Below are 23,175 nucleotides of genomic sequence, written 5' to 3'. Positions count from 1 at the left end.
CCGTTCTCGGCCGCCGTCAGGCGATCGGGCGGGCCGTCGGCGGGATCGGGTAGGGCAGGCCGGTGTCGCCCTGCAGGCCCCGGTCCACGCGGGAGGCGGCGGCGCGGCCCTCGGCGATCGCCCAGACGATCAGGGACTGGCCGCGGCCCATGTCGCCGGCCACGTAGACCCCGTCGACCGAGGTCCGGTAGTCCAGGTCGCGGACCACGTTGCCGCGCCCGTCGAGCTCGACGCCGAGCTGCTCGATCAGCCCCTCCCGCTGCGGGCCGAGGAAGCCCATGGCCAGGGTGACCAGCTCGGCCGGGATCTCCCGCTCGGTGCCCTCGATCGGCTTGAAGCCGGTCTGCGGGCCCTCGACGTCCACCAGCCGCAGCGACTTGACGTTGCCGTCCTCGTCCGCGGTGAAGCCCAGGGTGTTCACGCCGTAGACGCGGGGGCCGCCGGCGGCCTCCAGCTCCTCGTGGGCGCTCTCGACCTTGAACAGCATCGGGTACGTCGGCCAGGGCTGGCTGCCGGGCCGGGACTCCGGCGGACGCGGCATGATCTCCAGCTGGGTGACCGAGGCGGCGCCCTGGCGCAGCGCGGTGCCGATGCAGTCGGCGCCGGTGTCACCGCCGCCGATGACCACGACGTGCTTGCCCTCGGCCGTGATGGTCGGCTCGGGCAGCACGCCCTCGGCGACCTCGTTGGCGACCGGCAGGTACTCCATGGCCTGGTAGATGCCCTTGTACTCGCGCCCGGGCACGTTCAGGTCGCGCCACGCGGTGGCGCCGCCGGCAAGGACGACCGCGTCGTACTGCGCGCGCAGCTCGTCGGCCGTGATGTCGACGCCGACGTTGACCCCGGTCTTGAAGACGGTGCCCTCGGCGCGCATCTGGTCCAGCCGGCGCTCGACGTGCCGCTTCTCCATCTTGAACTCGGGGATGCCGCGGCGCAGCAGACCGCCCGCGACCTCGGCGCGCTCGTAGACGACCACGTCGTGGCCGGCGCGGGTGAGCTGCTGGGCGGCGGCCAGGCCCGCGGGCCCCGAACCGACGACCGCGACCTTCTTGCCGGTCTTGACGGCCGGGGGCTGCGGCTTGACCCAGCCCTCCTTCCAGGCGCGGTCGATCAGCTCGGCCTCGACCCGCTTGATCGTCACCGGGTCCTGGTTGATGCCCAGGACGCAGGCGGTCTCGCACGGCGCGGGGCACAACTTCCCGGTGAACTCCGGGAAGTTGTTGGTGGCGTGCAGGCGCTCGATGCCGCCCTGCCAGTCCTGCTTGTAGACCAGGTCGTTCCACTCGGGGATGAGGTTGCCGAGCGGGCAGCCCTGGTGGCAGAACGGGATGCCGCAGTCCATGCACCGGCTGGCCTGGCGCTCCAGGACCGGCCGCTGGAAGTCCTCGTAGACCTCCTTCCAGTCACGGATCCGCACGTCCACCGGACGCCGGGCCGGCAGCTCACGCCGCGTGACCTTCAAAAACCCCTTCGGGTCAGCCATCGAGGTACCTCCTATCCCTGAGCCGCGGCCATGACGGCCTCGTCGACGTCGCGTCCCTCGGCCTCGGCGGCGGCCATGGCCGCCAGCACCCGCTTGTAGTCACGCGGCATGATCTTGCTGAAGCGCTCCACCGCGGTGTCCCACTCGGTGAGCAGCTTCGCGGCGACCGTGGAGCCGGTCTCCTCGGCGTGCCTGGCCACCAGGCCGTGCACGAACTTGCGGTCGTCGGCGGTCAGCGTCTCGACCTCCACCATCTCGGGGTTGACCCGCTGCGTCCGGAGGTCGAGCACGTAGGCGATGCCGCCGGACATGCCCGCCGCCACGTTGCGGCCGGTCGGGCCGAGGATGAGGACCCGGCCGCCAGTCATGTACTCCAGCGCGTGGTCCCCGACGCCCTCGACGACCGCGGTGGCGCCGGAGTTGCGTACGCAGAACCGCTCGCCCACCAGGCCGCGCAGGAAGACCTCGCCGGACGTGGCGCCGTACAGCAGCACGTTGCCCGCGATGATCTGCTCTTCGGCGGCGAACCGGGCGGACGGGTCGGGCTGCACGGTGATCCGGCCGCCGGACAGGCCCTTGCCCAGGTAGTCGTTGGAGTCGCCGATCAGGCGCAGGGTGATGCCCCGCGGCACGAACGCGCCGAAGGAGTTGCCCGCCGAGCCGGTGAAGGTGACGTCGATGGTGTCGTCGGGCAGGCCCTCGCCGCCCCACTTCTTGGTCACCTCGTGGCCGAGCATGGTGCCGACGGTCCGGTTGACGTTCCGGATCGGCAGTTCCAGCTTCACCTTGTCGCCGAACGCGATCGCGCCCTCGGCGAGCTGGATCAGCGTGTTGTCCAGCGCCTTCTCCAGCCCGTGGTCCTGGGTGGTCACGCAGCGCAGGGCGGTGCCCTCGGGCAGCTCGGGCTTGTGGAAGATCGGCGCCAGGTCGAGGCCGGAGGCCTTCCAGTGCTCGACGGCCGCGCGGGTCTCCAGCACCTCGGCGTGGCCGATGGCCTCGTCGATGCTGCGGAAGCCCAGTTCGGCCAGCAGCTCCCGGACCTCCTGCGCGATGAACTCGAAGAAGTTCACCACGAACTCGGGCTTGCCGGAGAAGCGCTCGCGCAGCACCGGGTTCTGGGTCGCCACGCCCACCGGGCAGGTGTCCAGGTGGCAGACCCGCATCATGATGCAGCCGGAGACGATCAGCGGCGCGGTCGCGAAGCCGTACTCCTCGGCGCCCAGCAGGGCGGCGATGACGACGTCGCGGCCGGTCTTCATCTGGCCGTCGGTCTGCACCACGATCCGGTCGCGCAGGCCGTTGAGCAGCAGGGTCTGCTGGGTCTCGGCCAGACCGAGCTCCCAGGGGGTGCCGGCGTGCTTGAGCGAGGTGAGCGGGGAGGCGCCGGTGCCGCCGTCGTGCCCGGAGATCAGGACGACGTCGGCGTGCGCCTTGGACACGCCCGCCGCGACCGTGCCGACGCCGACCTCCGAGACGAGCTTGACGTGCACGCGCGCCTTCGGGTTGGCGTTCTTCAGGTCGTGGATGAGCTGGGCGAGGTCCTCGATCGAGTAGATGTCGTGGTGCGGCGGCGGCGAGATGAGGCCGACGCCCGGCGTGGAGTGCCGGGTCTTGGCCACCCACGGGTAGACCTTGTGGCCGGGCAGCTGGCCGCCCTCGCCGGGCTTGGCGCCCTGGGCCATCTTGATCTGGATGTCGTCGGCGTTGGTCAGGTACTCGGCGGTGACGCCGAACCGGCCGGACGCGACCTGCTTGATCGCCGAGCGGCGGGAGTCGCCGTTGGCGTCGGGGGTGAACCGCGCGGGGTCCTCGCCGCCCTCACCGGTGTTGGACTTGCCGCCCAGCCGGTTCATGGCGATCGCGAGGGTCTCGTGCGCCTCGGCGGAGATGGAGCCGTAGGACATCGCGCCGGTGGAGAACCGCTTGACGATCTCGCTGATCGGCTCGACCTCCTCGACCGGGATCGAGGGGCGGCCCGACCTGAAGGAGAACAGACCGCGCAGGGTCATCAGCTGGGAGGACTGGTCGTCCACCAGCCTCGTGTACTCCTTGAAGATCTCGTACTGCCGCGTGCGGGTGGCGTGCTGCAGCTTGAAGACCGTCTGCGGGTTGAACAGGTGCGGCTCGCCCTCGCGCCGCCACTGGTACTCGCCGCCGACCTCGAGGGTGCGGTGCGGGGTCTCGTTGCCGCCGGCCGGGTAGGCGCGGGCGTGCCGCTTGGCCGCCTCTTCGGCGATGACGTCGAAGCCGACGCCGCCCAGCTTGGAGGCGGTGCCGATGAAGGCGCGGTCGATGACCTCCCGGCCCAGGCCGATGGACTCGAAGATCTGCGCGCCGGTGTACGACGCGACGGTCGAGACACCGATCTTGGACATGACCTTCAGGACGCCCTTGCCGTAGGCCTTGACCGCGTTGCGGACCGCCTTGTTCGCGGCGGCGTCCAGGTCGTCTCCCAGGCCCGTCAGCTCGCCCCGGCGAGCCAGGTCCTGCACGGTCTCCAGGGCCAGGTACGGGTTGACGGCGGAGGCGCCGTACCCGATGAGCAGCGCCATGTGGTGGCACTCGCGGGCCTCGCCGGTCTCGATCACCAGGCCGACCTGGGTGCGGGTCTTCTCCCGGATCAGGTGGTGGTGGACCGTGCCGGTGAGCAGCAGCGACGGGATCGCGGCCAGGCCGGAGTCGGCGCCGCGGTCGGACAGCACGATGATCCGCGCGCCGGCCGCGATGGAGCGCGACACCTCCGAGCAGATCTCGTCCAGGCGCTTGCGCAGCGCCTCGCCGCCCCCGGCGACCTTGTACAGGCCGTGCACGACGTGGGCCTGCAGGTGCGGCAGCGAGCCCTCGTCGTCGATGTGGACGATCTTGGCCAGCTCTTCGTTGTCCAGGATCGGGGTGGGCAGCACCAGCCGCTTGCAGGAGTCCGGTCCCGGCGCCAGCAGGTTGCCCTCGGGGCCGAGGGTGGACAGCAGCGAAGTGATCATCTCTTCGCGGATGGCGTCCAGCGGCGGGTTGGTGACCTGCGCGAACTGCTGCTTGAAGTAGTCGAACAGCAGGCGCGGCTTCTCCGACAGGGCCGCGACGGGGGTGTCGGTGCCCATGGAGCCGATCGGCTCGGCGCCCGTCCTGGCCATGGGGGCCAGGATGATGCGCAGCTCCTCGTTGGTGTAGCCGAAGGTCTGCTGGCGCTTGACCAGGGTCTCGTGGGTGGGCACCTCGCGCTCGCGGCGCGGCAGCTCCTCGAAGCGCACCAGGCCCTCGTCCAGCCACTGCTGGTAGGGGTGCTCGGCGGCCAGGGCGGCCTTGACCTCGTCGTCCTCGACGATCCGGCCGGCCTCGGTGTCCACCACGAAGATCTTGCCGGGCTGGAGGCGGCCCTTGCGGACCACCTTCGACGGCTCTATGTCCAGCACGCCGGACTCCGACGACAGCACGACCAGGCCGTCCTCGGTCACCCAGTAGCGGCCGGGGCGCAGGCCGTTGCGGTCCAGGACCGCGCCGACGACGGTGCCGTCGGTGAAGGAGACCGACGCGGGGCCGTCCCAGGCCTCCATCAGGGTGGAGTGGAACTCGTAGAAGGCCCGGCGGGCCGGGTCCATCTCGGTGTGGTTCTCCCATGCCTCGGGGATCATCATCAGCACCGCGTGCGGCAGCGACCGGCCGCCCAGGTGCAGCAGCTCCAGGCACTCGTCGAAGGACGCGGTGTCGGAGGCCTCGATGTCGATGACCGGGAAGATCCGGGAGATGTCGCCCGGGAGCACGTCGGAGGCGAGCAGGGCCTCGCGGGCGCGCATCCAGTTCCGGTTGCCCTTGACCGTGTTGATCTCGCCGTTGTGGGCGAGGTAGCGGTACGGGTGGGCCAGTTCCCAGGCCGGGAAGGTGTTGGTGGAGAACCGCGAGTGCACCAGCGCGATCGCGGTGGCGAAGCGGCGGTCCGACAGGTCCGGGTAGAAGGGCTCCAGCTGCGGCGTGGTCAGCATGCCCTTGTAGACGATGGTGCGGCTGGACAGGCTGGGGAAGTACACCCGCACGTCCTGCTCGATGCGCTCGCGGGCGCAGAACACCACGCGGTCCAGGTCGATGCCCTTGGCGCCCGCGAAGGGGCCCCCTTCCGCCGCGCTCACGAAGAGCTGGCCGAAGTACGGCATCACCCGGCGTGCGGCCGGGCCGCAGAAGCTCGGGTCGGTCGGCGGCTCGCGCCAGCCCAGGACCGCGAGGCCCTCCTCGGCCATGACGGCGTGGATGTGCGCGATCGCGGCGGCGCGCTCCTCCTCATCGGCGGGAAGGAAGGCGAGGCCGGCCGCGTAGGCGCCGGCCTCCGGCAGCTCGAAGCCGACGGTCTCGCGGAAGAAGGCGTCGGGGATCTGGGTGAGGATGCCCACGCCGTCGCCGTCGTCCGGTTCCGCGCCGACCGCTCCGCGGTGGTCGAGGTTGCGCAGGACGGTCAGGGCATGTTCCACGATCTCATGGCTCTTGCGTCCATGAAGATCGGCCACCATACCGACGCCGCAGGCGTCGTGCTCGTTGGCAGGGTCGTAGAGTCCCTGCGCTTCGGGCTGACCAGGTGTGAGGGCAGCAGCCGCCATCAACCCTCCCGTTCGTTCACTCACTGTCGACTGACCAGTGCAGGTCGGGACGGCGTTGGCCCTGCTGCGAAGTATTACCTAGAGGTTACATCACTGTCCGAAGCATGCCCGACTGACCGGGTTGACGAAACTTTCACTTTCTCGGCCGATCGGCTGGTAGCTGTCATCATCGATCAGCTCCTGGGCACACCGTTCCCCGGCCTCGACCAGAGAACGTGACCGAGGCCGTTCCGTATGCTTACCCCATGATAGCGGGACAAACCAGACCCGCCAGGTCTAGACCTGTCTGTTAACGGGTGATCAACCTCACCGTTTCATCGCGGTTTCCGGCAGATCACCCGGCGGCGCGGGCGTAGATCGCCTCCGCTTTGGCCGCCGTCACCACCAGTGACAACAGGGGTTTGCTCGTGCCCCGGCCCTCGCCGTCCGCCCGCTCGGCCCAGGTGATCAGGGCGTAGTGGCCCATCGCCACACCCCGGGCGAGGCTGAAGTTCTCCCCGAAACCTTGGGGAGTCTTCCCAGGAAGCTTTACAAACCCCCCCGAACCGGCACCAAAAGCCTCCACCGCTTTGTTCGCCGCGTCCTCGTCCCGCATGTTGTAGACCGCGACGAGGACCCGCAGGCCCTTCTTCTCATCGGTGTACAGGCCCCGGACCGCCTGGGTGCAGCCCCCGTCCTGCAGGGCCTCGCCCAGCCTGGTGCCCCAGACCGCCCGGCCGCAGTCGTCGTCCAGCGCCGAGAGGCGCAGCCCGAGCTCGGCCCCGGAGACCTCGTCCTGCAGCGTGTCCTTCTCGGGGAACATCTCCTCCTCCGACAGCGGCGCGGAGTCCTCCTGCCGGGTGGCGATCTCGGCGAACACCGCGGCGGAGGGCGAGGAGGAGTAGCTGTCCGGCGCCAGCCCCGTCACGGCGGGCCGGCTCATCGGGACCTTCTCCTCGGCCTTGCGCTTCTTGGCGTTCTCCTTCGGCCACATGATCGCCAGCACCAGGATGAGCACCACCACCAGGGCCCCGCCCACCCCCGCGGCGATGAAGAACGCCTGCGAGCCGCCCTTCTTCTTCCGTCCCCGGGGGCCGCCGGACGGCTTCTCCCGCTCCGGGGAGGATGCGGGGCGCTCCCGCTCATACGGCGTCATCGCGGATCGAGCTGGACCAGTCGGCCCCAGGCGAACTCCTCGGGCTTCTGGACCGCCAGGCTGCCGTCGATCAGTTCGTTCATGGCCTGGGGCTGCTCGCCGCCGGCCCGCCCCACCCAGCTCATGATCACGTAGTGGCCGATGACCTGGGAGTAGGCGGCGGTGAACCCGCTGCCGAAGTCCTTCACGCCGGGGAACTCCGGAGGCCGGACGAACCCGCCCTTCAGCGCAGGGTCCAGGGAGTTCAGCACCTGCTGGGCGCTCTTGGCGTCCACCATGTTGACCGCCACGAAGACGCCCGCGTACTTCTTGTCCTTGGACAGGTAGGCGCCCCGCGCCATCTGGCTGCACTCACCGCGCCGCAGCGTCTGCACGACCAGGTCGCCCCAGGCCGCCCGCGCGCAGTCGGTGGAGACCTCGCTCTTCACCAGCGTGAAGACGTACTTGCGGTAGGAGACCTCTTTGTGCTCGCCGAACACCTCGCCCTCGGTGAAGGCGCGGATGTCCGACGCGCGCCGGGAGAGCGCCGAGCTCTCCGGATCGGCGCTCTGCGGCACGTACACGTCCGGCAGGTGGCTGCCGGGCGGGATCTTCGGATCCTCATCGCCCTGCTGGACGAAGAACCAGACGCCGCCGCCGACGAGCAGCAGCAGCGCCAGCAGCGACCCGATCAGGATCTTGCCCTTGGGCAGCTCCGACTCGTTGTTCTCCGGCCAGAGGTCGTCCCCGCCCGCGCCGCCGGGCTTGCTGCGGGACCGGGCCTGTGAGCTCATGCCGCCTACCGTCTCCTCCATGCGAATCCGTCGCGGGTGAGCTTATAGTCCGCTGACGCCGATAAGGGCGCCTATGCCGTAGGTGAGGGTCGCCGCGGCCGCCCCGAAGAACAGCTGACGCAGACCGCTGAACCACCAGGAACGGGCGGTGACCTTGGAGACCAGCATCCCCGCCCCGAACAGCCCGAAGGCCGCGACCACCGCGGCGGGCCACAACGAGACGGCGCCGAGCAGGTAGGGCAGGACCGGCAGCAGCGCCCCGACGCTGAAGGCGGCGAACGAGGCGAGAGCCGCCAGCAGCGGGGAGGGCAGATCGCCCGGCACGACGCCCAGCTCCTCCCGGGTGTGCACCTCCAGCGCCTCCTCCGGGTTGCGGTGCAGGGCCTCGGAGACCTCCGCGGCCAGCTCGGGGCTGAGCCCGCGCTCCTCGTAGAGCGCGGCCAGCTCGGCCTTCTCCGCGACCGGATTGCGCTCCAGCTCCAGGCGCTCCACCTCGATCTCCGCCTCGGCCAGCTCCGACTGGGAGGCGACCGAGACGTACTCGCCCACTCCCATCGAGAACGCCCCCGAGGCCAGGCCGGCCAGACCCGCCAACAAGATGATCTTGGGCTCGACCTGGCCTCCGGCCACTCCGGCGATCAACGCGAAGTTGGAGACCAGGCCGTCCATCACGCCGAAGACGGCCGGGCGCAACCAGCCGCCCTGGACGTCCCGGTGGCGGTGATGATGCTCAGGAAGCCGTTTCTTCTCCTCCGGCGATCCAGAGCTCATCTCTCGCCCTTGGCGGTCTCCGCCACCGACTCGTCCCCGTCCTTCGGCTCGGCGGGCTCCGGCGCGTCCTCGGCGGCGGCCTCCGCCTCACCGTCAGCGGTCTCGGAGACGAGCTCGGCCTCGGCCTCGGGCTCGGACTCGGAGGCAGGCTCAGGCTCGGAGACGGGCTCAGACTCGGAGACGGGCTCGGGCTCGGGCTCGGGCTCGGGCTCGGGCTCGGTGGGAGTCTCCTCGACGGAGGTCTCCTTCGCCTCCCGGGGCTCCGGCACGGCGGGTCCGGAGTCCTCCTCGGCCCCGTGTTCGGAGTCCGCTCCGGGTTCGGCGGGCTCCTCCTCGTCCTTCGCCTCGGGCGCCGGGGCCTCCTCCGGCTCTCCGGAGTTCTCGGACACGATCTCGCCGGGCTCGGGCCGAAGGGCCAGCGGCTCGGGCACCCTGGCCTTTCCGCGGTTGAAGTAGAGGTAGGCCGCGGCGCAGAGGAAGATCACCAGCGCGGTGTAGTCGTTGAGGCGCAGACCGAGGAACTCGTGCGCCGGGTCGATCCGCAGCGCCTCGATCCAGCCGCGGCCCAGGGTGTAGCCGGCGACGTACAGCGCGAACGAACGGCCGTGGTTGAGGTTGAAGCGGCCGCCCGCCCAGATGACGACGATCGCCAGGGCCAGGCACCACAACGACTCGTACAGGAACGTCGGGTGGTAGGTGCCGACCGTCTCGTACTGGGGCAGCACCGCGCCGTAGGCGTCCTTCGGGCGGTGCGCGTAGTCGATCTCCACGGCCCACGGCAGGTTCGTCGGCTTGCCGTACAGCTCCTGGTTCCACCAGTTGCCCCAGCGGCCGATGGCCTGGGCCAGCGCGATGCCGGGCGCGATGGCGTCGGCGAACGGGGCCAGGCGCACGTTCAGCCTGCGGCAGCCGATCCAGGCGCCGAGCGCGCCGAAGGCGACGGCCCCCCAGATGCCGAGACCGCCGTTCCACACCTTGACGGCGTCGAGCGGGTCGCGGCCTTCACCGAAGTACATCTGGTAGTCGGTGACCACATGGTAGAGACGGCCACCGACCAGGCCGAACGGCACGGCCCAGACGGCCACGTCGACGACGGTCCCGGAAGCGCCGCCCTTGGCGGTCCAGCGCTTCTCCCCGAGCCATACCGCGACGACGACGCCCAAGATGATCATCAACGCGTAGGCCCGCAGCGGGAAGGGGCCGAGATGCCAGACCCCCTGAGAGGGGCTGGGAATCGAGGCGAGGTGCATGACCGTTGACGTTACCGCTTTCCCGTCACTTCTCGGGTCATCAAGTACAACGAGCCGGTCACCCTGTGAGGGTGACCGGCTCGCCGCCGGATCTCGCGTGCCCGTGTCCTACTTCGCCGAGGCCACCGCCTTCTCCAGGTCGCTCGGGGAGAAGGCCGCGTCGGTGATCACCTCGCCGTCCAGCTTGACGGTCGGGGTGGACTCGACCTTCGCGGTGTTCAGGGCGTACTCGGTCATCGAGGCCACCTGGGTGTTCTTCTCGCCCTGCTTCACGCAGTTCTCGAACCCGGCGCCGGTGATCCCGGACTCGCCGCCCCAGGCGATCAGGTCGTCGTTCTGGAAGCCGACGCTGCCCTCACGGGGCTGGTTGTCGAAGATCTCGTCGTGGAAGCGCACCCACTTGTCGGCCGGGGCGCACAGCGCCGCGTTGGCGGCCCGCTCGGAGTTGGACTTCAGCGGGTCCTGGCCGAACAGCCGGAACGGGCGGTAGACCACCTTCGCCTTGCCCTCGGCGGCCAGCCGCTTGATCGTGTCGCCGCTGGTGTCCTCGAGGTTCTTGCAGGCGGGGCACTGGAAGTCCTCGTAGATCTCCAGGACCGGGGCGGTCACCCCCGGCTGGGCCATGACGATCGAGCCGTCGGCCTCACGGGTGGCGGGTGCCAGCTTTCCGGCGTATTCCTCGCTCTTGTCCTTGCTGGAGTTGATGTAGACGACCAGGCCGACCGCGACCAGGATCAGCGCCAGCGCGCCGCCCACCACGGTGATCATGCGCGTGCGCTTCTCCCGCTGCGCCTCGATCCTGCGCTGCTCGGCCAGTCTCTCCCGCGCGGACCTCTCCCGCGTGGCCTTGCCCATCGGTTCCCCCTTCGAACCCGTTCGCTCTTCTACAGTCCCAGACGGCGGTCCAGCGACAGCCGTCCCGGAGGGAACACCGCGGTCCAGACGGCCAGAGCCAGGAAACCGAGGTCGCGCAGGATCTCCTGCAGGTACTTCGTGTCCCCCTCGGCGACCGTGCCGCCTCCTCCGAAGCAGCCGCAGTCGATGTTCAGGCCGCGGGCCCAGACCGAGGCTATGCCCGCGATGAAAACAACCATCAGCAGGGCCGAGATCACCGCGCTGAACCTGGTCGCGAAGCCCACCACCAGCAGCAGCGCCAGCACCATCTCCAGGACCGGCAGGCCGTAGCCGACCGCTCCGGCCACGCCGGAGGGCAGCAGCTCGTAGGCTTCGACCGCCTGGCGCTGCAGCGCGGGAGGCTCGTTGAACTTCACCCAGCCGGCCCAGAACAGCACCCCGGCCAGCACGACCCGGGCGACGGTCGTCACCCATTGCGTCCAGGCACGGGCGACCAGTCGCCCCGGCCCCGGCTCGTCCCGCTCTTCGTGTTCAGACGTCTCGTGCGCTTCGACCACCACGGCCCTCACCCAATTCTCGTCTTCGCCTGGAGCAGGCTAGGCCACCGCGCGTAAGCCCGCCGTCAACCACCTTCGGTGACGCGATGGACACCGAGCGTCGAGGATAGCGGCAAAAACGCCGTCGGTCGGAATCCACCGGCCGACGGCGCCCTGCGCTCACCTGCCCGCGCGTACGCCCTCGGACAGCTCGACGGCCAGTTCGTGCACCGCCTTGAGCCCGGCGGGCTGCGACGGGGCGTCCAGGAGCCGCTTGATGAAGGCCGAGCCGACGATGACGCCGTCGGCGAAGCCCGCGACCTCGGCCGCCTGCGCGCCGTTGCCGACGCCCAGGCCCAGCCCGATGGGCAGGTCGGTGTGCCTGCGGGTGCGGGCGACCAGCCCGGCCGCGCCGGTGTCGATGGCGGTGCGCGCGCCGGTGACGCCCATGAGGGAGGCGGCGTAGACGAAGCCGCGGCAGATCGAGGTGATCTTCTCGATGCGCTCCTCGGTGGAGCTCAGCGCGACCAGGAAGACCTTGTCGAGGTCGAGGGAGTCGGCCACCTCGAGCCACTCCCCGCCTTCCTCCGGCGTGAGGTCCGGGGTGATCAGCCCGGCGCCGCCCGCGCTCTTCAGCTCGGTGGCGAACCGCTCGACGCCGTACCGGTCGACCGGGTTCCAGTAGGTCATGACCAGGGTCTGCGCGCCGGTGGCGGCGACGGCCTCGACGGTGCGGAACACGTCCGCCATCCGGGCCCCGCCGGTCAGCGCGCGGTGCACGGCGTCCTGGATGGTCGGGCCGTCCATCAGCGGGTCGGTGTAGGGCAGGCCGATCTCGATGACGTCGCAGCCGCCGTCGACCATGGCCTTGGCGGCCTCCACGGCTCCCTCGACGGACGGGAAGCCGGCGGGCAGGTAGCCGACCAGGGCCGCGCGGTTCTCGGCCTTGGCCTTCTCGAAGGCGATGGAGACGCTCACTTGCCCTCCTCCGGCATCAGGCCGAAGTAGGCGGCCGCGGTGTGCATGTCCTTGTCGCCGCGGCCCGAGAGGCTGACGACGATGGCGGCGTCCGGGCCGAGCTCCTTGCCGACCTTGATGGCGCCGGCCAGGGCGTGCGAGGACTCGATCGCCGGGATGATGCCCTCGGTGCGGCACAGCAGCGCGAAGGCGTCCATGGCCTCGGCGTCGGTGATCGCCCGGTAGACGGCGCGGCCGGTGTCGTGCAGCCAGGAGTGCTCGGGGCCGACGCCCGGGTAGTCCAGGCCCGCGGAGATCGAGTGGGACTCCAGGGTCTGACCCTCCTCGTCCTGCAGGAGGTAGGTGCGCATGCCGTGGATGACGCCGACGGAGCCCTTGGTGATGGTCGCGGCGTGCTCGTCGGTGTCGACGCCTCGCCCGGCGGCCTCGAAGCCGTACAGCCGCACGCCCTCGTCGGGGACGAACTCGTGGAAGATGCCGATGGCGTTGGAGCCGCCGCCGACGCACGCGACGACCGCGTCGGGGAGGCGCCCGAGCAGATCGAGCGCCTGCTGCCGGGCCTCGACGCCCATGACGCGCACGAAGTCGCGGACCATCATCGGGAACGGGTGCGGGCCCATCACGGTGCCGATGACGTAGTGGGTGTTCTCGACGCTGGACACCCAGTCGCGGAACGCCTCGTTGACGGCGTCCTTGAGGGTGCGGCTGCCGTTCTTGACCGGGATCACCTCGGCGCCGAGCATCCGCATGCGCGCGACGTTCAGCGCCTGGCGCTGCGTGTCGACCTCGCCCATGTAGACGGTGCACTCCAGGCCCATCAGGGCCGCGGCCGTCGCGGTGGCCACGCCGTGCTGACCGGCGCCGGTCTCGGCGATCACCCGGGTCTTGCCCATGCGCTTGGTCATCAGCGCCTGGCCCAGCACGTTGTTGATCTTGTGCGAGCCGGTGTGGTTGAGGTCCTCGCGCTTGAGCAGGATCCGGGCCCCGCCGGCGTGCTCGGAGAAGCGCCTGGCCTCGGTCAGCAGGCTCGGACGGCCCGCGTAGTTGACGAGCAGGTCCTGGAACTCCGCCTGGAACTGCGGGTCGTGCTTGGCCTTCTCGTACTCGGTCTCGAGCTGGTCGAGAGCGGCCATGAGGGCTTCGGGGGCGAACCGCCCGCCGAAACGTCCGAACCGCCCTGCCGCGTCGGGCATGGCACTTTCGATGGTCATGGGGTCTTCCTGTCGATGGTGTAGGGGATGTTCAGCTGGGACGCCGACCCCTGCGCCATCGTTCGCGCGGTGCGCGGCCGGTGGAGGTCATGCCCCGATCTTATTTGCCCTGGCGGAGCGCCGGGTGCGTACCCGCCGCCACCAGGTCGGCGACCGCGGTGCGCGGGTCCCTGCCGGTGACGAGGCTCTCCCCGACGAGCACGGCGTCCGCGCCCGCGGTGGCGTAGGCCAGGAGGTCGTGCGGTCCCCTTACCCCGGATTCGGCGATCTTGATCACGTCGTCGGGGATCAGCGGAGCCAGCCTGGCGAAGGTGCCGCGTTCCACCTCGAGGGTCTTGAGGTTGCGCGCGTTGACGCCGATGACCTTGGCCCCTGCGGCGACGGCCCGCGCCACCTCGTCCTCGGTGTGCACCTCCACCAGCGGGGTCAGCCCGATCGACTCGGCCCGCTCGATCAGCGAGACCAGGGCCTCCTGCTCCAGCGCCGCCACGATGAGCAGCGCGAGGTCTGCGCCGTAGGCGCGGGCCTCCCACAGCTGGTAGGCGGTGACGATGAAGTCCTTGCGCAGGACGCAGATGTCGACGTTCGCCCGGACGGCCGCCAGGTCCTCCAGGCTGCCGCCGAACCGGCGCTGCTCGGTCAGTACGCTGATGACCTTCGCGCCGCCCGCCTCGTAGTCGCGGGCGAGCGCGGCCGGGTCGGCGATCGCGGCGAGCGCGCCCTTGGAGGGGCTGCTGCGCTTGACCTCGGCGATGACCGAGACGCCGTCCCCGCCCAGCGCCCGGATCGCGTCCCGCGGCGGCGCGGCGGCGGCGGCCCGCTGCTTGAGGTCCTCCAGCGAAACGGTCTTCTGCCGCTCTGCGAGGTCCGCGAGTACTCCGTCGATGATCTCGTCGAGAACGCTCACGGTTGTCCCCTCATCACGGTGCCCTGTCCGTACCCGATGGTAGCCGCCCGCCGCCCCGCGCGAGCACGAGCCCCACGCTCTAAGGCGCCAGCGCCCGCCCGAACGGCAGATTCCTGACCACCCAGAAAACCAAGATCGACCCGGTCAGCGCAATGATCGCCGCCCGGCTCCCCAGCCTGGTCCGGACCACCGTCCCCCGCCAGGAGGCCATCGTCCACAGCCCCCACAGGTAGGCCGCGAGAGGGAGCATCACGAACACCAGCGCGTTGCGCGAAAACGCCTCCGCGAACCGCCCGTGCGCCAGTTCGTAGGTCATCCGCAGCCCCCCGCATCCCGGGCAGTACCACCCCGTGATGCCCAGGAAGGGACAGACCGGATAGTGCCCCGCCTCATAGGGGCTGACGAGCCCGACGAACGCCACCCCGGCGGCCCCGGCCGCCAGCAGCCCCAAGGGAGCCGCCAGCGCCTTCCACCTGCTCCGCCCCTCCACAGCCTCCATCACGCCCCCAAACTACCCCTCAGGGCTCGCGGAGAACCTGCGGCGGAGGTTCTCCGCGAGCCGGCGGAGACCTCCGCGGACGTCCGCGGAGAAGACCGGAAGGCCTCAGCCCGCCACGTAGCCGACGCCCCGCACCGTGCGGATGGGACTGGCAGGGCCCAGTTTCGCCCGTAGCTGGGCTATGTGGACGTCCACGGTGCGGACTCCGGCGTTGGCTCCCGAGGGCCAGGAGGAGGCCAGAAGCTGTTCCCGGGTGAAGACGCGGCCGGGGTGCCGCAGGAGATGGGCGAGGAGGTCGAACTCGGTGGCGGTCAGGGGAGTGGGGGCGTCGCCCACGTGGACGGTGCGGGTCTGCGGGTCGAGGGTGAGGTCCCCGGCGTGCAGCACGTCGGCGGCGGTGTCGTCGGCGCGGGCGCGCAGGGCCTCGGCGATGGCGGAGAGGAGGGTGCGGGGGCTGAAGGGGCGGGGGACGGTGCGCTCCCTGGCCGGGGCGCGGCCCGCGGAGGTCGGGCCGGGCGGGACGACGCAGATGACCGGGACGGGTTTGGCGGCGTCCGTGACGCGGCGGTGCAGTTCCGTGGGAGTGGAGGGAGGGGGCAGTTCCGAGAGGTCGAGGACGATGACGTCGGGCCGGGTCTCGGCGATCACGGGGAGCGCCCGGGAGCGGTCGTGCTCGATGACGACGTGGTAGCCCTCGCGGGCCAGGTAGAGCCGCTGGAGGGCGGCGACGTCGGGGTCGTGTTCGAAGACGAGGACGGTGCCGCCGGGCTCGGAGGTTCCGATCTCAGTGCTCCTCGGGGTCGGCGGCGGTGGGGTCCTCGCCGCGGTCCAGGGATTTCCACAGGGCCGTGGGATCGTCGGACGCGGCCTTTCCCGCCGGCTGGGGCCTCCGGTCATAGCGGGCCGACATGCCGGGCCAGCGATGGCCCCTGACGGCGGTGACGACCCCCGCCAGCGCGGTGAGCACCCCGCCGGCGGCCGAGAGCGCCGGCCAGCTCGTCCCGGCGATGGAGTACTCGTCCCCGGCGTTGAAGAGGGCGGACGCCTCGGCGGCCGCGGCCGCCACCGACGAGGGATCGGCCGCGGTCAGGGAGAGCAGGCAGATCACCGCGCCCAGCAGGGTGAGGACGGCGCCGACCGCGATCCGCGCCCGGCCCCGGGTGGCCGCGAGGGCGGCGAGCGCGGCGAGGGCCGCCCAGCCGAGGGCGCCGGTGGCGGTGAGGGCCTCTCCGGTCACCTGGAGGTCCTCGGCGCCTTCCGGCTTCGGGTCGACCGTCGCCCAGGTGCGGCCCGAGGCGTAGACGACCAGGATCGCGCCCGCCGCGCAGCCGAGTGCGGCCAGGAGCGCCTCCCGGCCGCGGGAGGCCGGCTCGCCGGTCTCCCGCGTGGACTCCGTCATTCCGGGCGGTTCCCTACGACGGCCCCGAGGTCGTCGGCGTCCCAGCAGGCGCGGTCGCCGGTGTGGCAGGCCGCGCCGACCTGGTCGACCTGGACCAGTACGACGTCGCCGTCGCAGTCGAGGGCGGCGGACTTCACCCACTGGGCGTGCCCGGAGGTCTCGCCCTTGACCCAGTACTCCTTGCGGCTGCGCGACCAGAAGGTGCAGCGTCCCGTCGTGAGGGTCCGGTGCAGCGCCTCGTCGTCCATCCAGCCCATCATGAGCACCTCACGGGTGTCGTACTGCTGGACGATCGCGGGGACGAGGCCGTCCTCGGTCCGCTTCAGCCGGGCTGCGATCTTGGGGTCGAGTGCTGTGGAGTTCGGGGCCGCGGGCCCTTGCGCTGACATGCCTCCATTGTGCCGCCTCCCCCGCGGTGGCCGCCAACGGGACGCGGCGGCGGACCGCGCGGCGGCGCCGGAACGCGGGGAGCCCGCCCCGCGGTGGCGGGACGGGCTCCCCGGAAGTACCGGCTGAGGGTGGGACTACAGGGGGCGGACCTGGTCGGCCTGCGGACCCCGGGTGCCCTGGGTCACCTCGAACTCGACGCGCTGGGCCTCGTCCAGGCTGCGGTAGCCGGAGGACTGGATCGCCGAGTAGTGGACGAAGACGTCGGGTCCTCCGCCGTCCACGGCGATGAAGCCGTAGCCCTTCTCGGCGTTGAACCACTTCACGGTGCCCTGCTGGGGCATGGTCTTTCTCCTTGCGGCAAAACACGGCGCCACACCTCGTGGCCCCATCGCGGTCTGCGCGGGGAGCCCTCGCCCCCGGGTACCGTCCCCGGGAAAGCCAAAACGCCCGCTGTCATCGTCCGCGCGGGCGCTTTACCACCGGTAAACACTTGAACGAACCACGACTGCAACCGCTGGGGCGAGAATAGCATCGCCTGACCAAGATCCGCGAGAAGGAAAACCCCTGCTTGGTAAGGGATTTCGCGCTGATCACCGGTACGGGGGACAAGACCATGAATCCGCACCGTATTCACACGAATACGAGCGAATCAACGGTCTGCCCCCTCGCACGACACAGGCCTGATCACGTGGTGCTCACGGCACGGCCTCAGGTCGGCATCAGGATGCTCACGGGACGGCATCGCAAACCCGACGCCCCTCCCGCCGACCGTGATCCGGCGCGGTCCGCGACCTGCCTTCACATCCCTCGTTGCGCCACCCAGGAGGCGTGCAGATCGGCGTACACGCCCGGCACCGCGACGAGCTCCGCGTGCGGGCCGCGCTGCACGATCCGGCCCCGGTCGAACACCAGGACCTCGTCCGCCGCCTGCGCCGTGGACAGCCGGTGCGCGATCGAAACGGCGGTCCGGCCCCGGGTCACGCCGTCGAGCGCGCGCTGCAGCCGGACCTCGGTGGCCGGGTCGACCGCGGACGTCGCCTCGTCCAGCACCAGCAGATCCGGGTCGGCCAGGTAGGCGCGGGCCAGCGCGACCAGCTGGCGCTCCCCCGCCGACAGGGACTCGCCGCGCTGGCCCACCGGGGTGTCCAGGCCCAGCGGCAGGCCCTCCAGCCAGTCGCCCAGGCCGAGCTCGCCGAGCGCCGCCGCCAGCTCCTCGTCGGTGGACTCCGGACGCCCGTAGCGGATGTTCTCCGCCAGGGTGGCGTCGAAGAGGAAGCCGTCCTGCGGGACGATGACGATGCGCTCGCGCAGCGAGGAGAACCTGATCTCGCGCAGCGGCACCCCGTTGATCCGGACGGTGCCCGAGGCCGGGTCCATCAGCCGGGTGAGCAGCTTGGCGAAGGTCGTCTTGCCCGACCCCGTCTCCCCCACCACGGCCACGCGGCTGCGGGGCGCGATGTCCACGTCGACCCCGTGCAGCACCGTCGGCCCCGACGGGTAGGCGAAGGTGACGTCCTCGAAGGCGACGGCGACCGGGCCGCGCTCCAGCGTCCGGCCGGCCTCGCCGGGGTCGGCGACGTCCGGCTCGGTGTCCAGCACTCCGAGCACCCGCCGCCAGCCCGCGATCGCGTTCTGCGCCTCGTTGAGGATCTCGGTGGCGGTCTGCATCGGGCTCACGAACAGGGTGACCAGGAACATGAACGCCACCAGCTCGCCGGCGCTGATCGCGCCGCCCACGCCCAGCAGCACCCCGCAGACGACCACGGCCGCGGTGGCCAGAGCCGCGACGACCTCGCTCAGCGGGAACGTCATCGCGACCAGCGCCTGGGCCCTGGTCTGCGCCCGCTTGCCCCGCTCGACCGCCTGGTCCACCCGTTCGGCGGTCCTGGCCTCGGCCGCGTACGCCTTGATCACCGAGGCGCCGACCACCGCCTCGCCGACCACCGCCAGCAGGTCGCCCATCCGCTCGCGGACCACCAGATAGGCCTGGGAGATCTTCTTCTGGAAGTGGCGCAGCCCCAGCACCAGCGGGATGAACGACGCCCACACCAGCAGGGTCAGCTGCCAGGAGTAGACGGCCATCAGCCCGGTCACCACCAGCACCTCGGCGGCGGAGACCAGCAGCATCAGCCCGCCCCACTGCATGAACTGGCTGATCTGGTCGACGTCGCCGGTCACCCGGGAGACCAGCGCCCCGCGCCGCTCCCCGCTCTGGGTGAGCATCGACAGGTCGTGCACGTGCCGGAACGCCCTCACCCTCAGCGACGCCAGACCCGTCTCCGTGCTGCGGTACAGCCGCACGTTCATCAGGTAGGCGGCCACACCGGTGAGCAGGACGGCCACCGCGCACGCCCCGACCGCCTTGCGGATGTAGTCCATGTCGGGCCCGCCCGCGCCTCCCGAGGGCAGCCCGTGGTCGATCGTCTGCTGCACCGCGATCGGGATGACCACCCGTCCCGCCGTGGCCACCACCGCCAGCACCAGCGTGAGGACCAGCCCCCGCCGGAACTCCGGCGTCATCCGCAGCCCGCGCCGCGCGGTGGCCAGCGCCCCCTCGTGCAGCGCCGCCTCGTTCAACATCGTCATGCGGTCACGTCCTCCTCGCGGTCTCCGGCCGGGGTCTCCACATGCTCCGTCCGCCTCTTCGGCCCGGGGGGATCCGCCCACCCCGCCTCCAGCAGATCCGCGCGCTCCGCCCGTTTCTCCGGTTCCGTCAGTTCCTCCGGAAGGCCTTCCGCCTTCTCCTGGAGGCCCTCCGCCGGCCCCGCGAGCGCGGGCCCCTCCTCCCCCGCCTGCTCGGCGAGGGCCGCCTGCTCGGCCTGCTCGTAGGCGTTGACGAGGTCGCGGTAGCCGGCCGAGCGCTCCAGGAGCGCGGCGTGGGCGCCCCGGTCGGCGACGCGGCCGTGCTCGAGGTGGACGACCTCGTCGGCGAGGGCGATGGTGGCCTTGCGGTAGGCGATCACCACGACGCTGGCGCGGGTGTCGCGCAGACCGTGGAGGATGCGGGCCTCCACGCGGGGGTCGACGCTGGAGGTGGCGTCGTCCAGGACGAGGAGGCGAGGGCGGCGGACCAGGGCGCGGGCCAGGGCCAGGCGCTGGCGCTGTCCGCCCGAGAGGGTGGTCCCTCGCTCGCCGATCATGGTGTCGAGGCCGTCGGAGAGCTCGGAGACGAACCCGTCCGCCTGGGCCAGGCGCAGCGCCCGCCAGAGCTCCTCGTCGGGGAGGTCCCGGCCCAGCCGCAGGTTGCCGCGGACCGTGTCGTCGAACAGGAACGTCTCCTGCGGGACGAGGGCGACCGTGTCGGCCACCTCGCCGGGCGCGAGGTCCCGGGCGTCGACCCCGTCGAGCAGGACGGCGCCCTCGTCGGGGTCGACCAGCCGGACGAGGAGCGAGGCCAGGGTCGACTTGCCGGAGCCGGTGGACCCGACGACCGCGATGGTCCGGGCGGGCGCGACGGAGAAGTCCACCCCGTCCAGCACGGTGCTCCCGCCGTTCCCGCCGTAGCCGTACCGCACGTCCTTGACCTGGAGCTCGGCCGCCTCGGTGGAGACGAGCTCCGCGGTGCCGTAGGGCAGTGAGCCCTCGGCGTCCAGGACCTCGCGGACCCGCTCCCAGCCGACGACGCTGCGCGGCAGCTCGGCCAGCACCCAGCCCAGCGCCCTGATCGGCCAGGACAGCAGGGTGAACAGGTAGCAGACCTGGACCAGCTCGCCGGAGTCGACGGCCCCGGCGTCCAACCGGATCGCGCCGACCAGCAGCACCGCCAGGACGCCCAGCCGGGGCAGCGTCTCCATCACCGGGTCGAACAGCCCGCGGATGCGCCCGACCTGGATGTTGGTGTCGCGCAGCAGGTCGGCCTCGGTCTGGAACCTGGTGGTCTCGGCGTCCTCCCGGCCGAGGGTCTTGACCACCAGGCCGCCCTCGAAGCTCTCGTGCGCCACCTCGCTGACCCGTGCCCGCAGCTGCTGGGCCAGGGCCGCCTTGGGCCCCAGCTTCCGCTGGTAGACCAGGTTGAGCAGGGCGATCGTCGGGAAGATCAGGAAGCCGATCAGCGCCAGCGGCAGGTCGATCACCAGGATCGCCCCCGCCGCCATCACCAGCATGAAGACCACCCCCACCGCCATCGGCAGCGGCGCGAGCGGCGCCCACGCCGCCTCGACGTCGGAGCTGGCGTTGGACAGCAGCTGGCCGGTGGGGTGGCGCTGGTGCCAGGCCAGCGGCAGCCGCAGGTACCTGCGGGTCACCTCGCGCCGGTAGGCGGCCTGCATCCGGTACTGCATGAGACCGGCCCAGAACCGTCTTCCCGCCACGCCCAGCGCCTTGAGGACCGCCACCCCGACGATCGCGGCGGCCGCCGCGGCGAGCGCGCCCGAGGTGGTCCTGCCCGCTTCGAACGCCGGGATGATCACCTTCTGGGTCACCCGCCCCAGCACCCATGCGCTGGCCACCGTCGTGCCCCCGTACAGGGCGCTGGCGAGCACCGAGAGGGTGAACACGAAGGGCTCGGCGCGGATGGCCACGCCTAGGACGCGCAGCCCCGCACGCAGGATCTGAGGGTCGACCCGTTCCGGCACGAAAAATCTCCCACTGTTAACAATGTTCGGCCACCATCCCTACCACCGACGTCCGACAGTTATTCCCGTCCCAAAAGGCACTTGCCCCCGCGGTGCTCGCCTGCGCATGCTGGCTGGGTGGATGCCAACGTGATTCACCCCGTCACCACGCTGCATGGACAGCTTCAGCGAGGCCTCGGCCGGGCCGCGCGCAGGGCCGCCGAGATCCCGGGCTCAGGCGAGTTCGTCTATGACTGCATACGCAGGGATCCACGCTGGGACCGCCAGATAGAGTCGCGCAGCCTCTACTACGCCCGCTTGGTCGTCGATCTGGAACTGCCGGTCCATCCGATCGCGGAGCACCTCTTCGATCCGGAGGACGAGACGGCCTCGGACGACTGGCGCGTCTCCCTGGCGATCGACACCCTGACCGATCTCGTCCGGTTGAGCAGGCGCGAGGCCGCCACCCCCCTGCGCCACTACGCCGAGGAGGGCGCGAACTGGTTCGAGGCGCTGGACGCCCTGGTCTCCCTGGGCGACCCGGCGCTCGTCCACGGCCTGGGCCCGGTCGCCGCCGCTCGCTGCGACGAGGACGACCTGCACTGGCTCGTCGACGACCCCGGCAATCCCGTCATCCAGCAGTGGGCCTCCGAGCACTCCGTGATCGCCGAGGCGGTGCGGACGCGCCGCTCCAGTCCGCCCCCGCATCCCCGGGAGCAGCAGCGCCCCACCGGCTCGGACGGCGAACTGGCCGCGCTGGTCCACCAGCGTTCCGAGGCCTCCGTCGAGGCCATCCTGGAACTGGGCCGCCGCCGCAGCCCCGCCCTGCTGGACCTGGCCGAGGAGTTCCTGCCCGAGCGCCCCAGCCGCTGGCGCGGCGTCATCTGCCGGGCCCTGCGCGAGTACGGCGCCGAGGCCCTTCCCAGGGCCAGGGCCTGGGCTGGGGGCGTGCCGGGTTGCGCCGAGATCGGCATCGACATCCTGGCCAGGCACGGCACCGCCCGTGACGTGCCGATCCTGCTGGGCGACCTGGAGGAGGCGCTGTCCGCCAAGGGCTGGGGCGCCGCGGCCAGCCCGGTGGAGGGCCTGGGACGGCTGCGCGCGGGCGCCGCGGTCCCGCTGCTGAAGGAGGCCTGGTCGGCCACCGAGTACGCCTACCTGCGGCCGAGGCTGCTCACCGCGCTGCTGCGCACCGCCCCGCACACCGCCGAGGCCTACGCCACCGAGGCGCTGTGGGACTGCGAGGACGACGCCCGCCGGATCGGCGCCGCCACCGCGCCGCTCACCGAGGACAACCGGCTGCGGCTGCGCCGGCTGGCCGTCTGCGCGGCGGAGGAGCCCGGTGTGGTCTCGGTGGCGGTGGATCGGACGGAGACCTGACCCGTCCGCCGCGGACCCCGGAAATCGTCGCCAGGTGTCATCCGGAAGGCGGTCCCTCCTCCCCGGGGGAGGCTCCAAGTGGTCCCGCAGGGCGATGCCCGGGTTCACGTCCCGCCCCTACACTGCTCGCATGATCTCCTCGAAGACCCGTCTTCTCCTCGCCACCCCCCTGCTGGCGCTGGCCCTGGCCACGACCTCCGCGTGCAGCAGCGAGAACACCGACTGCAACGTGGTCGAGGGCAAGTGCACCGTGACCTTCGACCGCGGCGTCAACGCCAAGGCCGAGGTCCTGGGCGTGAACGCCGAGTTCGTCTCCGCCACCGACACCTCCGTCACCCTGAAGATCGGCGGACAGCAGATCACCGTCCCCCTGGACGGCGAGCAGTCCTCCGGGGACTTCGACGTCCGGGTGCAGTCCATCACCCAGGAGCAGGTCGTCATCGAGATCGCGGCGAACGCCGGCGGGTGAGCC

General features: G+C 71.3%; 20 protein-coding genes. 2 read left to right on the top strand and 18 right to left on the bottom strand.

All coding sequences use genetic code 11. The annotated features are described in order from the left end of the window. Window positions 1-16 precede the first annotated feature (16 nt). From ABGB12_RS09440 to ABGB12_RS09355, 18 genes are all read right to left on the bottom strand, one after another. Window positions 17-1,483 carry a glutamate synthase subunit beta gene (locus ABGB12_RS09440; RefSeq protein WP_347675950.1) on the bottom strand — a complete coding sequence of 489 codons (1,467 nt, stop codon included), beginning with the start codon at window positions 1,481-1,483 and terminating at the stop codon, window positions 17-19. Between the two features lie 11 nt (window positions 1,484-1,494). Then, window positions 1,495-6,066, bottom strand: coding sequence for a glutamate synthase large subunit (gltB, locus tag ABGB12_RS09435; protein WP_347675948.1), 4,572 nt, complete (start codon window positions 6,064-6,066; stop codon window positions 1,495-1,497). A 334-nt stretch (window positions 6,067-6,400) separates the two neighbouring features. Next, window positions 6,401-7,201 carry a hypothetical protein gene (locus tag ABGB12_RS09430; RefSeq protein WP_347675946.1) on the bottom strand — a complete coding sequence of 267 codons (801 nt, stop codon included), beginning with the start codon at window positions 7,199-7,201 and terminating at the stop codon, window positions 6,401-6,403. Continuing rightward, window positions 7,198-7,974 (bottom strand): hypothetical protein, encoded by a 777-nt coding sequence (locus ABGB12_RS09425; protein ID WP_347675944.1) that lies wholly within the window; start codon window positions 7,972-7,974, stop codon window positions 7,198-7,200. The genes ABGB12_RS09430 and ABGB12_RS09425 overlap by 4 nt, the downstream gene beginning before the upstream one ends. A gap of 42 nt (window positions 7,975-8,016) precedes the next feature. Further along, the gene (locus ABGB12_RS09420) at window positions 8,017-8,745 is read right to left on the bottom strand and encodes a VIT1/CCC1 transporter family protein (RefSeq protein ID WP_347675942.1); all 729 of its coding nucleotides are present in this window, start codon (window positions 8,743-8,745) and stop codon (window positions 8,017-8,019) included. Beyond that, window positions 8,742-9,995 carry a prolipoprotein diacylglyceryl transferase gene (gene lgt / locus ABGB12_RS09415; protein ID WP_347675940.1) on the bottom strand — a complete coding sequence of 418 codons (1,254 nt, stop codon included), beginning with the start codon at window positions 9,993-9,995 and terminating at the stop codon, window positions 8,742-8,744. The genes ABGB12_RS09420 and lgt overlap by 4 nt, the downstream gene beginning before the upstream one ends. A gap of 108 nt (window positions 9,996-10,103) precedes the next feature. Further along, a complete protein-coding gene (locus ABGB12_RS09410; protein WP_347675938.1) occupies window positions 10,104-10,850 on the bottom strand; it encodes a thioredoxin domain-containing protein in 747 nt (248 codons plus the stop codon). 29 nt (window positions 10,851-10,879) lie between these two features. Beyond that, window positions 10,880-11,419 (bottom strand): DoxX family protein, encoded by a 540-nt coding sequence (locus tag ABGB12_RS09405; protein WP_347675936.1) that lies wholly within the window; start codon window positions 11,417-11,419, stop codon window positions 10,880-10,882. Between the two features lie 147 nt (window positions 11,420-11,566). Continuing rightward, window positions 11,567-12,364 carry a tryptophan synthase subunit alpha gene (trpA, locus tag ABGB12_RS09400; protein ID WP_347675934.1) on the bottom strand — a complete coding sequence of 266 codons (798 nt, stop codon included), beginning with the start codon at window positions 12,362-12,364 and terminating at the stop codon, window positions 11,567-11,569. Beyond that, on the bottom strand, window positions 12,361-13,575 hold the full coding sequence (gene trpB / locus ABGB12_RS09395; RefSeq protein ID WP_347675932.1) for a tryptophan synthase subunit beta: 1,215 nt from the start codon (window positions 13,573-13,575) through the stop codon (window positions 12,361-12,363). The genes trpA and trpB overlap by 4 nt, the downstream gene beginning before the upstream one ends. A gap of 100 nt (window positions 13,576-13,675) precedes the next feature. After that, window positions 13,676-14,482, bottom strand: coding sequence for an indole-3-glycerol phosphate synthase TrpC (gene trpC / locus ABGB12_RS09390; RefSeq protein WP_347675930.1), 807 nt, complete (start codon window positions 14,480-14,482; stop codon window positions 13,676-13,678). Between the two features lie 79 nt (window positions 14,483-14,561). Beyond that, the gene (locus ABGB12_RS09385; RefSeq protein WP_347676131.1) at window positions 14,562-14,981 is read right to left on the bottom strand and encodes a DUF2752 domain-containing protein; all 420 of its coding nucleotides are present in this window, start codon (window positions 14,979-14,981) and stop codon (window positions 14,562-14,564) included. A gap of 105 nt (window positions 14,982-15,086) precedes the next feature. After that, complete coding sequence (locus tag ABGB12_RS09380; protein ID WP_347675928.1) at window positions 15,087-15,878, bottom strand: response regulator transcription factor; 792 nt, start codon at window positions 15,876-15,878, stop codon at window positions 15,087-15,089. Next, on the bottom strand, window positions 15,766-16,380 hold the full coding sequence (locus tag ABGB12_RS09375) for a Trp biosynthesis-associated membrane protein (protein WP_347675926.1): 615 nt from the start codon (window positions 16,378-16,380) through the stop codon (window positions 15,766-15,768). Before ABGB12_RS09375 ends, ABGB12_RS09380 begins: the two co-directional genes overlap by 113 nt. Then, a complete protein-coding gene (gene hisI / locus ABGB12_RS09370; RefSeq protein WP_347675924.1) occupies window positions 16,377-16,769 on the bottom strand; it encodes a phosphoribosyl-AMP cyclohydrolase in 393 nt (130 codons plus the stop codon). Before hisI ends, ABGB12_RS09375 begins: the two co-directional genes overlap by 4 nt. 135 nt (window positions 16,770-16,904) lie before the next feature. Then, window positions 16,905-17,111: a cold-shock protein gene (locus tag ABGB12_RS09365; protein ID WP_106398542.1), complete on the bottom strand. Its 207-nt coding sequence runs from the start codon at window positions 17,109-17,111 to the stop codon at window positions 16,905-16,907. 457 nt (window positions 17,112-17,568) lie between these two features. Further along, window positions 17,569-19,356: an ABC transporter ATP-binding protein gene (locus tag ABGB12_RS09360; protein ID WP_347675922.1), complete on the bottom strand. Its 1,788-nt coding sequence runs from the start codon at window positions 19,354-19,356 to the stop codon at window positions 17,569-17,571. Then, window positions 19,353-21,344, bottom strand: a complete 1,992-nt coding sequence (locus ABGB12_RS09355; RefSeq protein ID WP_347675920.1) for an ABC transporter ATP-binding protein — start codon at window positions 21,342-21,344, stop codon at window positions 19,353-19,355. Before ABGB12_RS09355 ends, ABGB12_RS09360 begins: the two co-directional genes overlap by 4 nt. A gap of 117 nt (window positions 21,345-21,461) precedes the next feature. On the opposite strand from ABGB12_RS09355, the gene ABGB12_RS09350 reads away from it, so the two are divergent. Then, window positions 21,462-22,703, top strand: coding sequence for a hypothetical protein (locus ABGB12_RS09350; RefSeq protein WP_347675918.1), 1,242 nt, complete (start codon window positions 21,462-21,464; stop codon window positions 22,701-22,703). A gap of 130 nt (window positions 22,704-22,833) precedes the next feature. Continuing rightward, window positions 22,834-23,172: a hypothetical protein gene (locus tag ABGB12_RS09345; RefSeq protein WP_347675916.1), complete on the top strand. Its 339-nt coding sequence runs from the start codon at window positions 22,834-22,836 to the stop codon at window positions 23,170-23,172. Window positions 23,173-23,175: the final 3 nt, after the last annotated feature.

It is taken from the genome of Actinocorallia sp. B10E7, from assembly GCF_039871655.1.
Taxonomy (GTDB): Bacteria; Actinomycetota; Actinomycetes; order Streptosporangiales; family Streptosporangiaceae; genus Actinocorallia.
Note: the sequence above shows the minus strand (reverse complement) of the source record. Positions and strands in the feature narration are given on the sequence as shown.